Annotated in this window: 13 protein-coding genes; 9 read left to right on the top strand and 4 right to left on the bottom strand. The window is 38.4% G+C overall.

Going from position 1 to position 14984, the window contains the following annotated elements:
* Positions 1–112: 112 nt before the first annotated feature.
* The 5 genes from PR683_RS03565 (at position 113) to PR683_RS03585 (ending at position 5460) form a co-directional block, all read left to right on the top strand.
* Complete coding sequence (locus PR683_RS03565; RefSeq protein WP_110731910.1) at positions 113–634, top strand: fimbrial protein; 522 nt, start codon at positions 113–115, stop codon at positions 632–634.
* A 56-nt stretch (positions 635–690) separates the two neighbouring features.
* Complete coding sequence (locus tag PR683_RS03570) at positions 691–1362, top strand: fimbrial biogenesis chaperone (protein WP_109913286.1); 672 nt, start codon at positions 691–693, stop codon at positions 1360–1362.
* Between the two features lies 1 nt (position 1363).
* On the top strand, positions 1364–3850 hold the full coding sequence (locus tag PR683_RS03575; RefSeq protein WP_109913285.1) for a fimbria/pilus outer membrane usher protein: 2487 nt from the start codon (positions 1364–1366) through the stop codon (positions 3848–3850).
* Positions 3851–3858: 8 nt separating this feature from the next.
* The gene (locus PR683_RS03580) at positions 3859–4875 is read left to right on the top strand and encodes a fimbrial protein (protein WP_109913284.1); all 1017 of its coding nucleotides are present in this window, start codon (positions 3859–3861) and stop codon (positions 4873–4875) included.
* 156 nt (positions 4876–5031) lie between these two features.
* A complete protein-coding gene (locus PR683_RS03585) occupies positions 5032–5460 on the top strand; it encodes a DUF7832 domain-containing protein (RefSeq protein WP_004910701.1) in 429 nt (142 codons plus the stop codon).
* A gap of 52 nt (positions 5461–5512) precedes the next feature.
* Here the strand turns inward: PR683_RS03585 and pyk are convergent, their stop codons facing one another.
* Positions 5513–6955, bottom strand: coding sequence for a pyruvate kinase (gene pyk, locus PR683_RS03590; protein ID WP_109913282.1), 1443 nt, complete (start codon positions 6953–6955; stop codon positions 5513–5515).
* Positions 6956–7155: 200 nt separating this feature from the next.
* Positions 7156–8001 carry a MurR/RpiR family transcriptional regulator gene (locus PR683_RS03595; RefSeq protein ID WP_004910703.1) on the bottom strand — a complete coding sequence of 282 codons (846 nt, stop codon included), beginning with the start codon at positions 7999–8001 and terminating at the stop codon, positions 7156–7158.
* A gap of 472 nt (positions 8002–8473) precedes the next feature.
* Between PR683_RS03595 and zwf the strand changes: the two genes are divergently transcribed.
* On the top strand, positions 8474–9949 hold the full coding sequence (zwf, locus tag PR683_RS03600; protein ID WP_004910705.1) for a glucose-6-phosphate dehydrogenase: 1476 nt from the start codon (positions 8474–8476) through the stop codon (positions 9947–9949).
* 97 nt (positions 9950–10046) lie between these two features.
* Here the strand turns inward: zwf and pdxK are convergent, their stop codons facing one another.
* Positions 10047–10895, bottom strand: coding sequence for a pyridoxine/pyridoxal/pyridoxamine kinase (gene pdxK / locus PR683_RS03605; protein WP_004910707.1), 849 nt, complete (start codon positions 10893–10895; stop codon positions 10047–10049).
* 633 nt (positions 10896–11528) lie between these two features.
* Here pdxK and mdtJ point away from each other — a divergent pair.
* A complete protein-coding gene (gene mdtJ / locus PR683_RS03610; RefSeq protein ID WP_004910709.1) occupies positions 11529–11957 on the top strand; it encodes a multidrug/spermidine efflux SMR transporter subunit MdtJ in 429 nt (142 codons plus the stop codon).
* Between the two features lies 1 nt (position 11958).
* Positions 11959–12291 (top strand): multidrug/spermidine efflux SMR transporter subunit MdtI, encoded by a 333-nt coding sequence (mdtI, locus tag PR683_RS03615; protein ID WP_004254980.1) that lies wholly within the window; start codon positions 11959–11961, stop codon positions 12289–12291.
* 177 nt (positions 12292–12468) lie between these two features.
* On the opposite strand, the gene PR683_RS03620 is transcribed toward mdtI, so the two are convergent.
* Positions 12469–12816: a RidA family protein gene (locus PR683_RS03620; protein ID WP_004254978.1), complete on the bottom strand. Its 348-nt coding sequence runs from the start codon at positions 12814–12816 to the stop codon at positions 12469–12471.
* Between the two features lie 149 nt (positions 12817–12965).
* Between PR683_RS03620 and PR683_RS03625 the strand changes: the two genes are divergently transcribed.
* A complete protein-coding gene (locus PR683_RS03625) occupies positions 12966–14891 on the top strand; it encodes an ATP-dependent DNA helicase (protein WP_209101458.1) in 1926 nt (641 codons plus the stop codon).
* The last annotated feature ends 93 nt before the right edge of the window (positions 14892–14984 follow it).

Genomic DNA, 14984 nt, shown 5'->3' on the forward strand with positions numbered 1-14984 from the left:
AGTTAACTTAACTAAAGGTAAATGGTATATTCCTTTAGAACATCTAATATGAGTAATTTATTTATTCATATAATAGTAATTAATAATTAAAAATTTTATTATAGGAACTATTATGAGTATTCTAAAAAAATCCCTAGCAGTAATAGGGGTTGCTTTAGCTGTAACATCTGCGCCAACTGTTTTTGCTTCAGGTACAATTAATTTTACCGGGGAAATAACTGACATTGCTTGTACAGTTGATAGTAATTCAAAAAATTTAAATGTTGATCTTGGAAAGGTATCAGCTAAAAGTTTAGCTGCACAGGGTGAAGTTGCAGGATTGAAAGACTTCACGATTAAGCTTGTTGATTGTCCAGCAAACTCGAAAGTAACTGTACGCTTTGGTGGTACACGTGATACTGCAGACCGCGATATTCTTGCCATCAACCAAGGTGCAGGTGTTGCAAATAATGTCGGTATTGCTTTATTTGAAAAAGACGCAACAACACAAATCAAATTATTTGATGACTCAAAACAAATTGAATTCGATGGTGCAACTGTAGACTTAGATTACGTAGCTCGTTATAAAGCTACAGGCGCAGCAACTGCAGGTCCTGCTAATAGTAGTGCAGTATATAGCATTCAATATCATTAATTATTTGGAGGGCACAATGGTTGCCCTCTTTCTCACATCAATATCATGGCTGTTTTATGAAAAAAATATTTTTTTCAATCTGTATATGTTTATTTTCTATTTCTAACATCTCTCAAGCGTCAGGTATTAGTGTAGGTGGAACACGTTTTGTCTATGAAGAAAACAAACGTGAAATTGATATCCCGATTTTTAATAGTGATAAAGAAAAACCATTTTTAATCCAAAGTTGGGTTTCTCCATTTAATGGTGAGGGTAAAGCACCATTTATTGCTACGCCACCATTATTCCGAATTGAACCAGATACAAATGGCTCAGCGAGAATTTCATACATAGGTGAACCTATAAATTCAAATGAAGAAAAAATCTATTTGCTTAATATTAAATCAATACCACCGAAAAATAATAGTATTGAAAATGAGCTACAGATAATTATAAACTCACAATTTAAATTATTTTTAAGGTCGAAAGATATTGAACCTTTTGATTTTGAGAAGGTTAATTTAGTTGAAAAATCAGATGGAGTTATGATTGATAACCAAACACCATATCATTTATCAATCAAAAATATTCTTATCAATGACAAGGTTATTGATGGCGCTAGCTTAATATACCCATTTAAAAATGACTACATTCTTAAGAAAAAAATAAATAATGGTGATTCAATAGTTGTTCAGTTTATTAATGATTATGGCGCTATCATAGAGAAAAAACCAAGTAAGAGTATCTAAGATGTCAATTCTCTATACCAAAAATAGACTTATGTATTCTAAAGTTTTTACTACGATCAGCTTGATATTGTATGCCAATAATACAATTGCTGAAGATATATTTGATATCAATGCCATCAACACTGGAATTGAAAGTCAAGTTGCCGATGTGAATAGCTTGGGCTACTTGTCATCCACAGGTGGGCAATTACCAGGTGACTATTTTGTTGATATTTATATTAATGATCAACGGGTGGACAATAAGAATATTACATTTTTATTTGATGATAAAACTAAAAAACTACTCCCTAAAATAACAAAAAAAATGCTACTAGATTGGGGGGTAAAAAACTCAGCAAGCGAAAAATTCTCAGTAATTGAAAGTGATGAATATTTGAACGATATTGCTCAAATTATTCCTAGCGCTAATTATCAATACAAATTCGAAATCCAACAGCTACAAGTTAGTATTCCTCAAATTGGTTTAGAAAATACTAGCCGAGGTTACGTTGAACCGAAAGAATGGGACGATGGAATTAATGTGGCATTTGTTAATTACACTGCAAGATTTAATAAGCATTGGTACCAAAATAGAGATAACAGAGATAATACATTCTTAGGTTTAAGAAGCGGTATTAATATAAATGCTTGGCGTTTGCGTAGCTATAGCACATATAGTAATACAACCAATGAAACAAATTGGAATAACTTACAAACCTATATAGAGCGAGATATCAGAAGTTTAAAAAGTCGATTAACGATTGGTGAAACATCCTCTGATAATGGTGTGATGGAAAGCAACCCTTATCGTGGGATAAGGTTAGCTTCCGATGAAAGTATGTTGCCTCAAAGTGAAAGAGGTTTTGCACCGACAGTCACAGGAATTGCACAATCAAATGCGATTGTTACTATTAGGCAAAATGGTAATGTGATTTATCAAACAACTGTACCCCCCGGTGAGTTTTCAATTAATGATTTATATCCAACTTCATACAGTGGTGACCTTGAGGTCTCCATTGAAGAAGCTAATGGAACAATCCGATCTTTTATTCAGCCGTTTTCAGCGGTACCAATGATGCAAAGGGCAGGTGCATTAAAATATAGTGTAGATATTGGTAAATATAATGTTGATAGTGCACGGCGTAAACCAAATTTTGCGCAAGCATCAGCAATTTATGGGTTACCATATAACTTATCCGCTTATGGAGGTTTTTTAGTTTCCCAAGGCTATCAAGCTTACACAATAGGTACTGGAGTAAACTTAGGTAATATTGGTGCGATATCGACAGATATTACACAAGCATCGGCACGATTGATTGATAAAAAGAAGGCAGAAGGGCAATCATACCGAATTCAGTATTCAAAATATATTCCAGATACAGGCACTTCTTTTTCTTTAGCATCATATCGCTATTCAACAAAGAATTATTATGATTTCTCTGATTCGAATAATTACTTTTATAACATCGATCGGAAAAAACAACAGTTTCAAGCATCAGTATCCCAATCACTTAACGGAATAGGTTATTTATCAGTGAATGGTTACCAGCAATATTATTGGGATAAAAGTGGTTCAGATAAAAATCTAACAATGAGTTTTAGTTCTAATTATAATTCGATGAATTACAGTGTTGCTTATTCTTATACAAAGCAAGATTATTCGAATACCAATGACCAAATGCTGTCATTAAATTTAAGTATTCCTTTTGATTTAGGGTGGAGAAATAATTGGATCAATTATAGCTATAATACCAGTAAAAAAGGCGACTCTATTAGCTCATTGAGTTTTAATGGTACGCAATTAGAAGATAATAATTTGCAGTATGACCTCACACAAAGATACCACCATAGCCATGATGAATATAGTAATTCCATTAGTGCAAACTATATAGTTTCATCAGGGGAATACAGTGCAGGCTATAATTATGATCCTAAATATCATTCTGTCTATCTAGGTGCAACAGGAGCATTATTACTGCATTCTGGAGGGCTAACGACATCACGTACTATTTATGATTCTGCAGTGCTCGTAAAAGCTGAAGATATTGATAATTTAAAAGTGAATAATGCGCAGTCGCTCTATACTAACTCTTCAGGCTTTGCTGTAATTCCTACGGTTACACGCTATGAACGAAATAAAATTAGTGTCGATACTGCAACATTAAGTGGTAATAATGATGTTGCTATTAATACAACAACTGTCGTTCCTACTCAAGGAGCTATTGTATTAGCTAATTTTCAAGCAAAACGCGGCGCTAGAGTATTACTAAAACTGCAGCATGCAGGCAAACCAATTGCATTTGGCACACAAGTTTCTGTTATAGAAAATGAAGAGCAAGTGACTGGAGGTATTGTTGCAAATGATGGGGAAGTGTATTTAAGTGGTGTTCCAGAGCAAAGTATCGTCATTGTAAAATGGGGTAATAGTCATAATCAACAATGTACAGTTCCACTTTCATTATCGTTAGAAAATGAAAAAATTCAGTTTATAGAACGAACTTGTGAATAGGAGTCGTCATGAATAATTTAGGATTAAAAATCGGCATTCCGTTACTTTTATATTCACAATTTGGTGTTGCAGAATTTAGGGCTGAATTTACTAACCAACTTGTTAATTCAAATAAAACACTTTATGTCTCACGCACATTACCGGTAGGTACTTTTATTGGTTCAGTTGATTTAGGTACGCATTCCCCTTGGGTGTGGTGGAATGTAACTGGTAATACAGAAGTTGGTATATATTTACCAAACGTATCTGGGAATTCAAGGTACATTTCTGGTGTAGGCTATGTGAGAGAAGTTAATAGTTCAGGTGTTGGTTATGCTTTACATGGAACAGTGATGAGCCCTTGCTCTGGTTCTGCGTATGTTGATGGAGTAAATACGAAAGATGGAAATATTAGTAATAGGTTAATTTGTGGTTCTAATGCATCATCAGCAAGATATACTGTAAAGTTAAGAGCAGATTTTTATAAAGTTGGTAATAATGTTAAAAACCAAACTTTACCAACCACTTATGCTGCGATGTTAATTTTGTTCAATAATAGTTTTATTGCTTCAGACTCATATGGAAGAATTGAACCAAAAGTGACTATAGGGCCAATTAATATTATTTCGAGTGGTTGCGAAGTTAAAAATAAGTCAATAGATGTGCCGTTCGGTAAAGTCAGCAAATCGTCGTTTACAGGTGTTGGTTCAACAAGCTCCGTGAGTAAAAGAAACTTTCAAATTCAATTAGACTGCGACCCTATATCACCGATAAAAATTACGTTTATTGGATCGCAAGACACAAGCCAAACACCGGGGGCAATTGCACTCAATAATTTAACTGATGAAAATACAGCGAAGGGCTATGCAATCCAAGTAAAATATAACGGAGCACCAATTAAGCTTAATCAGTTAATGCCTATCGTTGAACAAAATAATGTAGGCAAATATAACATTCCGTTGGAAGCTGCTTATATCCAAACTCAATCTATAACAACTGCTGGGGAAGCAAACGGTACGCTACAATTTAATCTACAATATCACTAAGCTCTATTTGCTCTGCACGTAACAGAAGTGAACTGCAGAGTTTTACTGTTTTGTATTACTTATTATTTAGCCATCATTTTGCACTTTATCTTAATTCATCACTAACCTGAAGTAAGTTATAGTTAGCTTTTATTGATGAATAAGTTGAGGACGACTATGGCATTTGATCGTATGGATTGGCATTACGGTGGTGATTATCCATCAGACTTACCAAATGAGAATGGAGGCACCCATATTGGCTTTTATTTAACATGGATTATTCATAATAATTTAGTAGGAGAATTTCATACTGAAGAATCAGGGGAAGAACTCGCATTAGTTAAAGCTCGAAAGTTGGATGGTCGTGAATTTTTGATGACAATGTGTGATGAAAAATTTATAGATGAAGATTTAAGTGATGAAGGTAATGCTTTTACTCAGTTTTACTATGCAGCGGAAGAGAAGGGCTATTTTGAAGATTATGAACGTGTCCTTAAAGGCCATTTACCAACAACTTACCATATAGAAAATTCATGGGAAAATTATGATAAAATTGCCCCTGTAATTAGCGAAGCATATGCCAAATGGAAACAAGCTCAAGGTTAGATAGAGCACTAATATAAAAGACAGCCCCCACCTATAGGCGAGGGCTAAAAGATTATTCGACCTCTAGAATACGACAAGTATTCGTGCTACCTACGGTGCCCATTAAGTCACCCTGAGTGACAAGAACCACGTCACCACTCATTAAATAGCCGTTATCACGTAAACGTGTCACTGCTTCATTAGCAGCCGCAATACCATCTGTGTGGGTGCTACAGAAAACAGGGGTAACACCACGGTATAGAGAACACTGGTTGAGTGTTTTTTCATGACGAGACATTGCAAAAATAGGCAAGCCAGAACTGATACGAGACATCATACGAGCAGTACGACCAGACTCAGTCATTGCAATGATAGCTTTAACCCCTTTAAGGTGGTTAGCTGCATACATTGTTGACATAGCAATTGCTTCTTCTGGGCTGCTAAATTCTGCATCTAAACGGTGTTTAGATACATTCAGGCCAGGCATTTTTTCTGCACCAAAGCAAACTTGTGCCATTGCAGCTACCGTTTCTGCAGGGTACTGGCCTGCGGCAGTTTCAGCGGAAAGCATAACGGCATCGGTACCATCCAACACCGCATTCGCGACGTCCATGACTTCGGCCCGCGTTGGCATTGGGTTAGTGATCATCGATTCCATCATTTGTGTTGCAGTGATAACCACGCGATTTAATTGACGTGAACGACGGATTAATTTTTTCTGAACAGCAACTAACTCAGGATCGCCAATTTCTACACCGAGGTCACCACGAGCAACCATGACGACATCAGAAGCGAGAATAACCTCATCCATGACTTCATCATTGGCAACGGCTTCAGCACGCTCGACTTTAGCAACAATTTGACATTCACAACCCGCATCACGAGCTAATCGGCGCGCATAATCTAAATCTTCACCAGAGCGAGGGAATGAAACGGCTAAATAGTCGACATTAATTTTGGCTGCGGTTTTTATATCTTCTTTGTCTTTGTCTGTTAATGCTTCAGCAGAAAGACCGCCACCGAGTTTATTAATACCTTTATTGTTAGATAATTGGCCACCAACAGTAACTTCTGTAAAGACTTGTAATCCTTGGACTTCTCGGACTTTTAATTGAACACGCCCATCATCAAGAAGTAAAATATCGCCTGGAACGACATCGGCAGGTAAGCCTTTATAGTCGATACCCACTTTTTCTTGGCAACCTTCACCTTTACCTAAATTGGCATCAAGAATGAATTTATCACCAATATTTAGGAAAACTTTACCATCTTTAAACGTAGAAACACGAATTTTAGGGCCTTGTAAATCACCGAGGATAGCAACGTGACGTCCTAAACGAGCGGCAATCTCACGTACTTTATTAGCACGCAATAGATGGTCTTCTGGAGTTCCGTGGGAGAAGTTAAGGCGAACAACGTTGGCGCCAGCATTGATAATTTTTTCAAGATTATTATCGCGATCGGTAGCTGGACCAAGAGTTGTAACAATTTTAGTTCTTCTAAGCCGTCTAGACATGTATTACTCCGTTGACCTGTAATGGTGTTGATAAAAGAGTGAAACCATTTCACCCCATTTCGAAACCTGTTTACTGCAAATAGGGATGCTGACACGAGCACAGCTATTATATACAGCCAATTTCTTAATGCTATCAGGTCTGTAAAACTATTAAAGCCTGAAAAGCAAAGAAAAGCATTTATACTGTCAGTTTATTGCCTTTAGATGCTATCAAACCGCGAATCACGTAATGCTTCTTTGACGCGCTTCAAGTTATCTCTAAATTTTTCACCTCTTCTTAACGTAAAACCCGTTGTTAATACGTCAATGACTGCGAGCTGAGCCATTCTTGATACCATCGGCATGTAGATATCTGTATCTTCAGGCACATCAATAATGATAGGTAGGGTAGCGGCTTGGGATAGCGGAGAGTTTTCTGAGGTAATTGCTATGACGGTGGCATCGTTTTCCCTTGCTAAACGAGCCATATCAACTAATGCTTTTGTTCTTCCCGTATGGGAAATGAGCACAATAACGTCTCCTTCAGTACTATTGATACAGCTCATACGCTGCATGACAATATCATCGAAGTATATGACAGGAATATTAAAGCGGAAAAATTTATTCATTGCGTCGTGGGCGACGGCAGCAGAGGCACCAAAGCCAAAAAAACTGATTTTTCGTGCTTGGGTTAATAAATCAACTGCACGGTTAATTGCACTAATATCGAGCGTGTGTTTCACATTATCTAACCCGGCCATAGCCGATTCGAAAATTTTGTGAGTATAGGTATTTACTGTGTCAGTTTCTTCTATATGGCGATTGATGTAAGGGGTTCCATTGGCTAAGTTTTGTGCTAATCGTAATTTAAAATCAGGGAATCCTTTCGTGCCCATTTTCCGACAAAAGCGGTTTACTGTTGGTTCGCTAACATCTGCTAATTGCGCTAGAGTGGCGATACTAAGATGAATGGCATTTTGTGGCATACCTAAAATAACCTCAGCCACCTTTTTTTCTGATTTACTTAAAAAATCGAGACTTGTTTTCATTTGTTCTAAAATATTCATATAGCAAAAGCGCCTATTTCATCGAAAGGAGAAATTTGTGAGTCATCACGTTATCCTATTGTTGATTTTTAATTTCTTGTCGTGATGCTGTAATAGAGAGTGAAAATATACTATGTAAGATATGTAAGCTATCTGAATGCAGGTGATAACTAGCAGCTTTTTGTGAAACTTTGACCCGTATCTAATTTTCAGATTAGTAAACATCCTACATATTTTGTTATTTTTTTACGGAAGCTGTCTCCATTCAGTTAAATCGCATCTTTTTAATACACTAAAAATTATTCAGTGTGTAACATAAGAGCAAACAGGGAATATGTTGTTTTTTTCATCATAAAAACTGTGATCGGTATCATGAAGATTTACTGGGCACTAGCAACAGGGTACATTAGCGGAATTAGGGCTAATTTTAACAAAATTACAATAAGGCCTATCCTAGTTAGGTCTTACATTCCGCAAATTGAGGAGAACCAATATGGCGGTACATAATGCTGCTCAAGCTTGTGACTTAATTATTTTTGGCACCAAGGGAGACCTCGCTCGTCGTAAGCTGTTGCCATCGCTTTATCAGTTAGAGAAAGCAGGTTACATTCATCCAGACACGCGTATTATTGGTGTCGGTCGAGCTGAATGGAGTCAAGATGATTATGTCCACTTTGTCAAAGAAGCGTTAGATAAGTTCTTAAAAGAAGATCTCGATTCAGCATTGTGGGAAAAATTGAGCTCTCGCTTGGATTTTTGTAACTTAGACGTTAACCAGACTGAAAGTTTTGTGCGTTTAGCTGAAATGTTAAAACAAGATGCACAACCGGCTATCCATTACTTTGCCATGCCACCGAGCACCTTTGGTGCAATGTGCCAAGGACTGGGTCATGCTAAATTAAATAAAAAGCCAAATCGTGTTGTCATGGAAAAACCACTGGGAACGGATTTAGCGTCATCACAAGAAATTAATAATGAAGTGGCCAAGTATTTTGATGAAAGCCAAGTTTATCGTATTGACCACTATCTTGGTAAAGAAACAGTTTTAAATTTACTCGCACTGCGTTTTGCAAACTCGTTATTTATCAATAACTGGGACAACCGCACTATCGATCATGTCCAGATCACAGTTGCAGAAGAAGTAGGAATCGAAGGTCGTTGGGGTTATTTCGATCAAGCAGGCCAAATGCGTGATATGGTGCAAAACCACTTATTGCAAATCTTAACGATGATTGCGATGTCGCCACCGGCAGATTTAACTACTGACCGTATTCGTGATGAAAAAGTGAAAGTCTTACGTTCTTTACGTCGCATTGACCATACTAATGTGCGTGAAAAGGCAGTACGTGGGCAATATACCTCTGGTTTTGTTCAGGGCAAAAAAGTCCCTGGATATCTAGAGGAAGAGGGGGCGAATAAGCAAAGTATGACTGAGTCATTCGTTGCTTTGCGTGTTGATATTGATGACTGGCGTTGGGCGGGCGTGCCTTTCTATTTACGTACAGGGAAACGCCTACCGGCTAAATGTTCAGAAGTTGTGGTTTATTTTAAAAAGCCCGCGTTAAATATTTTCTCGGAAAGTTATCAAGATCTACCTCAGAATAAATTAACTATTCGTTTGCAGCCAGACGAAGGGATTGATATTGAAATTATGAATAAGGCACCAGGCCTTGATCATAAACACCGTTTACAAACCACTAAATTGGATTTAAGTTTCTCCGAAACTTTCAACCAAACTCACCTTGCTGACGCCTATGAACGTTTATTGCTTGAAGCAATGCGCGGCATTCAAGCACTGTTTGTTCGCCGTGATGAAGTAGAAGAAGCATGGAAATTTGTTGATTCTATTATAGATGCATGGGCAATGGACAATGAAGCGCCTAAACCATACCAGGCAGGGACTTGGGGGCCGATTGCATCTGTAGCGATGATTGCTCGTGATGGTCGTTCGTGGAATGAGTTCGAATAAAATTATCAATACTTGAAATATTAGACGGTGTATTGACTAAAATGGCGGGATAATCCCGCCATTTCTCTATGCTTGTTATATCGTGTTATATCGTGGTTTAAAGAATCAATTCACTACGTCCTGTAGCAGCCATGTGAATAATCGCTTGTTCGATGCGTAAACACGCCATTTTAGCGGCATCAGGAACGGACAGCCCAGCTAATAATTGTGCGGTGAGTTCTGCACCAAATAAATCCCCCGTTCCTTTTGGCGTGACAGGGTAACGTTTGTGGCGGATCACGGCCACGTCATCTTTGGTAACACAGACCACTTCGATATTATCATCATCAGGCTGGAAAGCACTTGTGATGATTACCCACTGTGTATTTCCTTTCAATAAGCTGCGGGCTGCAGTTGTTGCATCATCCAAATTATTAACTTGTTTGCCACTTAAGGTCATGAGCTCGAATTTGTTTGGAATAATTCCTGTTGCTAAAGGTATGACTTTATCACGGTAGACCTCGGCAATTTCAGGGGGAATATAAAAACCACTGTCCTCATCCCCCATGACTGGGTCAACAATAACCGGCAGTGCGGCTCGTTCTTTGCGGACGAGGGTTAACCAGTCAGCTAAGTCTTGAGCTTTTTCTGGGGAGCCTAGATAACCAGTCAAAATAGCTCTTACAGAATCTAAACTACCACGTTCAACAAAACCGTTTAAATAACCACGAAACCACTCTCCAGGTAACTCCCCACCATAGCAAGTGGTATAATGAGGAGTATTACTCAGTACTACGGTAGGGACTGCAGCTACTCGTAAACCTTGTTTTGTCAACGCTGGAACGGCAATGCTATTCCCAACGCTGCCATAAATAACTTGCGACTGAATTGATACGACATCATAAGGTAATGGTGTTGCATCTGCGGCATTTTGGAAACTATTGGAGGTAAGGCTAAAGGTATTCATGGCACTCTCTTCGGCATATTACAATCATATGGCTACTATAAGAAGCTTGTTCAATCAGGTTGTCAATGTTAAAAATCGAATAGTATATTTTAGGTGTGATGAGAGTATAAAAAGTGGAATAAAGAGATTTTTTTATAAAATAATTCCAATGAAAAATTTATCGTTGCCGCTTGTTTATTCGTATAATTGTTGATAGTTCAAGGGTTGATTAGCATATAAATGAATAGTTATTCATATTTTATTCAATGCAAAAAATGTTTATATTCATTGACTTAATAAAGTTGGCATGCTAAAAATAAGCTGAAATTAACTATCAACATGAGGGTTCGGAGTAAATTGGGTAGATGTCTACCTGATGAAAAGAATAAGATATCATGCTTAGCTCAACTAGCGGCAAGATCAGCAAGTCCCAAAAAAGAACGACACACAGGCTTTTCCTTTCAGCTATCCTTTCCAGTGAACACTACTGGTGTGGTGCATTATAGCGTCTCTCTCGATTATTCATTTCGCTGAATAAACTCAGCAACACCTTGTTATTTATTTGAATTTTCAACAATCGCGCAATAGTAATTTGTCTATTTGTTCTGTACAAAAAACAGGCTATTACGTGGCTGTACATAGAGAGATATTATAATGATTTACTGGATATTTTTAGTATTAGCTATCGTTGCCGAGGTTATCGGTACATTATCAATGAAACATGCCAGCGTTAGTGGTGATTTCACCGGTATGGTGGTGATGTATGTCATGATAGCAACATCATACATTTTGCTTGCCATTGCAGTTAAAAAAGTGGCATTAGGTGTCGCCTATGCACTCTGGGAAGGTATTGGCATTCTTTTTATCACAACATTTAGTGTCATGTGGTTTGGAGAATCACTATCACCGATGAAAATAGGTGGATTAGTATTACTGATCACCGGTATTGGGTTGATTAAATCAGGCACCAAAAAAGCCACCGTTCGTCAATCTGCACAGAAAGTAAAACAAGTTACACAAAACGCGGTCAATGCTGCCAAAACAAATGCTTTAGTTGGACGCGAAGCTAAGTCGGAGGCGTAATATGGCGAGTCATTTTGAATGGTGGCATGCTGCGTTTTTGATCCTAGCCGTAATATTAGAAATCGCAGCTAACATTTTGTTAAAAATGTCGAATGGATTTAAACGATATTGGATAGGTATTCTCTCCCTAATTGCGGTACTCGGAGCCTTTAGTGCATTAGCGCAAGCTGTAAAAGGAATCGAACTTTCAATTGCTTATGCATTATGGGGAGCATTCGGTATTATCGCGACAGTAGCAGCAGGTTGGATTCTTTTCAATCAACGGCTAAATTATAAAGGCTGGGGGGGAATTGTGTTGCTGTTGCTGGGGATGGTACTTATTAAGATGTCATAATGCTCATCATATTTTGCGTTGTCGCGTTGTTGGCTGCATTCGTTAACCCTAGTCACATACTTTTGTATGCCCCAAGGGATTAACTCACTTGACGCCTAGCGACATCACAAACTATTTAGAGCATGGATGGGCGCTAATAATTGGCGCCCATTTTTATGCAAAGCAAAACCTGTCTAATCAATCAATTGCTGCAACAATCTTAATTTCAACTTTATATTCTGGCTTCATCAACAATGCTTGGACAGTACAGCGGACAGGCGCACTTCCAGCAACAACCCAAGCATCCCATGCTTGGTTCATACCAGCAAAATCGGCTTTATCAGCAAGAAAAATGGTGGCATCAAGAATTTTACTTTTGTCTGAACCAACACGTTCAAGCATGACATCAATTGCCGCGAGCGTGTTTGCTGTTTGAGCAACAATATCAGCGTCAAGGTTTTCAGGCACACTGGTGTAGTAAATTACATTATTGTGAATAACAGCTTCAGACCAACGATTATCCGGGTCAATACGTTTGATAGTCATAATTATTCCCTATTATACATGTGGCTCAAGAATAACAGTTTGTAGGCTGGATGAAAATCAGTTGTTCAAGGGGATAATAATTACCTCAGCAGGGTTAATAAACTCATGGTAAAGTGTGTGCTCATTATTACTAATAAATAGGTCTTGTAGTGCACGACGATTTTTCTGCGGATGGCTTTTTAGCCAGAACAATTCCCGGTTTTCAGCCTCGAGAAGCACAAGTTACGATGTCGAACGCAGTAACTGGGTCGATTGAGCAGCAGCATGTGCTGGTGGCGGAAGCCGGTACTGGAACAGGAAAAACTTATGCTTATTTAGTTCCTGCATTGCGTAGTGGAAAAAAAGTCATTGTTTCTACGGGGTCAAAAGCCTTACAAGATCAACTGTATCACCGGGACTTACCGACAATTATTGATGCCATGGGTTACACTGGGCGTACAGCCTTGTTAAAGGGGCGATCAAATTATTTATGCTTAGAGCGATTAGACCAACAGTCCCTCGGTGGTGGTAGTCTTGAACCTGAAATATTGTCAGCGGTAGTGAGGCTACGCAGTTGGTCAATTGAATCTGAGTTAGGTGATACGAGTACCTGCCATGATATCGCTGAAGACAGCCCAGTTTGGCCGTTAGTGACGAGTACCAATGATAATTGTCTCGGCAGCGACTGCCCACGTTACCAAGACTGTTTTGTCTTAAAAGCACGTCGTAAAGCCTTAGAAGCGGATATTGTTGTTGTAAATCACCATTTATTTATGGCTGATAGAGTCGTGAAAGACACGGGTTTTGGTGAGCTAATTCCCCAAGCAGAAGTCATGATTTTTGATGAAGCGCACCAAATTCCAGATATCGCCAGCCAATATTTTGGTCAGCAACTTAGCAGTCGTCAACTACTTGATCTTGCACGCGATATGATTATGGCCTATCGAACTGAGATAAAAGACCAAGTGCAACTACAAAAAAGTGCAGATAGGCTCACGCAAAGTACACTGGATTTCCGGCTCAATTTGGGGGAAAACAGTTTTCGTGGTAATTTACGTGATTTACTAAAACGCCCTGAAGTGCAAAGAGCATTGACATTACTTGATGATTCTCTTGAACTTTGTTACGAAGTGATTAAAACCACTTTAGGCCGATCACAGAGCTTAGACTCAATTTTTGAGCGCGTCACTATTTACCGAAATCGTTTGAATCGTTTAAAAGATGTGACGATTGCGGGTTACAGTTATTGGTTTGAAAGTTATGGTCGCCATTTTTTACTGGCGCTAACCCCCTTAACGGTTGCAGATAAATTCAGCGAAATGATTGCAAGTACGCCAGGCAGTTGGGTTTTCACATCAGCAACTTTGTCGGTAAATGAAAAATTAAGTCACTTCACTGACCGTTTAGGTTTAGTCAGTGCAAAAACGTTATTATTAGCCAGCCCATTTGATTATCAAAGCCAAACCTTATTATGTGTTCCCCGTTTTTTACCCGAGCTCAATCAACGAGGTCTAGCACAAAAATTAGCAACAATGCTACGACCTATGATTGAAAAAAATCAGGGGCGCTGTTTCTTTTTATGTACATCGCACCTGATGATGCGTGAATTGGCCGAAGAGTTTAAATCCTCATTGACATTACCCGTCTTAATGCAAGGGGAAAGCAGTAAAAATAAACTGTTATCCCAATTCATTTCAGCAGGGAATGCCGTTTTAGTTGCTACCAGTAGTTTTTGGGAAGGGGTTGATGTGCGAGGTGATGAACTGACTTGTGTCATTATCGATAAACTCCCATTTACTGCGCCGGATGACCCATTATTAAGAGCGCGTATCGAAGATTGTGAATTACGAGGCGGAGACCCTTTTTCTGATGTTCAATTACCAGATGCCGTGATTACTTTAAAACAAGGTGTCGGGCGGTTAATTCGTGATACCAGTGACTATGGTGTCATCGTTATTTGTGATAACCGCTTAGTGACACGTCCTTATGGTGAGGTTTTTTTACGTAGCCTTCCGCCATCACCGCGAACAAGAAGTATACAAAAAGCAATTGCATTTCTTGAAGAGAAAAGACAAGAAGTTAATAGAACGAGGTAAATCCCACCTTGTTTTTCTGCTATTCCTACGGCCGTTTATGTTAATATAATCGGCATCTTTCAATTAGAAACTATTAATTTGCCGGAGTTTAGG

Origin of the sequence: Providencia sp. PROV269, assembly GCF_028477785.1 — a bacterium.
GTDB lineage: Bacteria > Pseudomonadota > Gammaproteobacteria > Enterobacterales > Enterobacteriaceae > Providencia > Providencia rettgeri.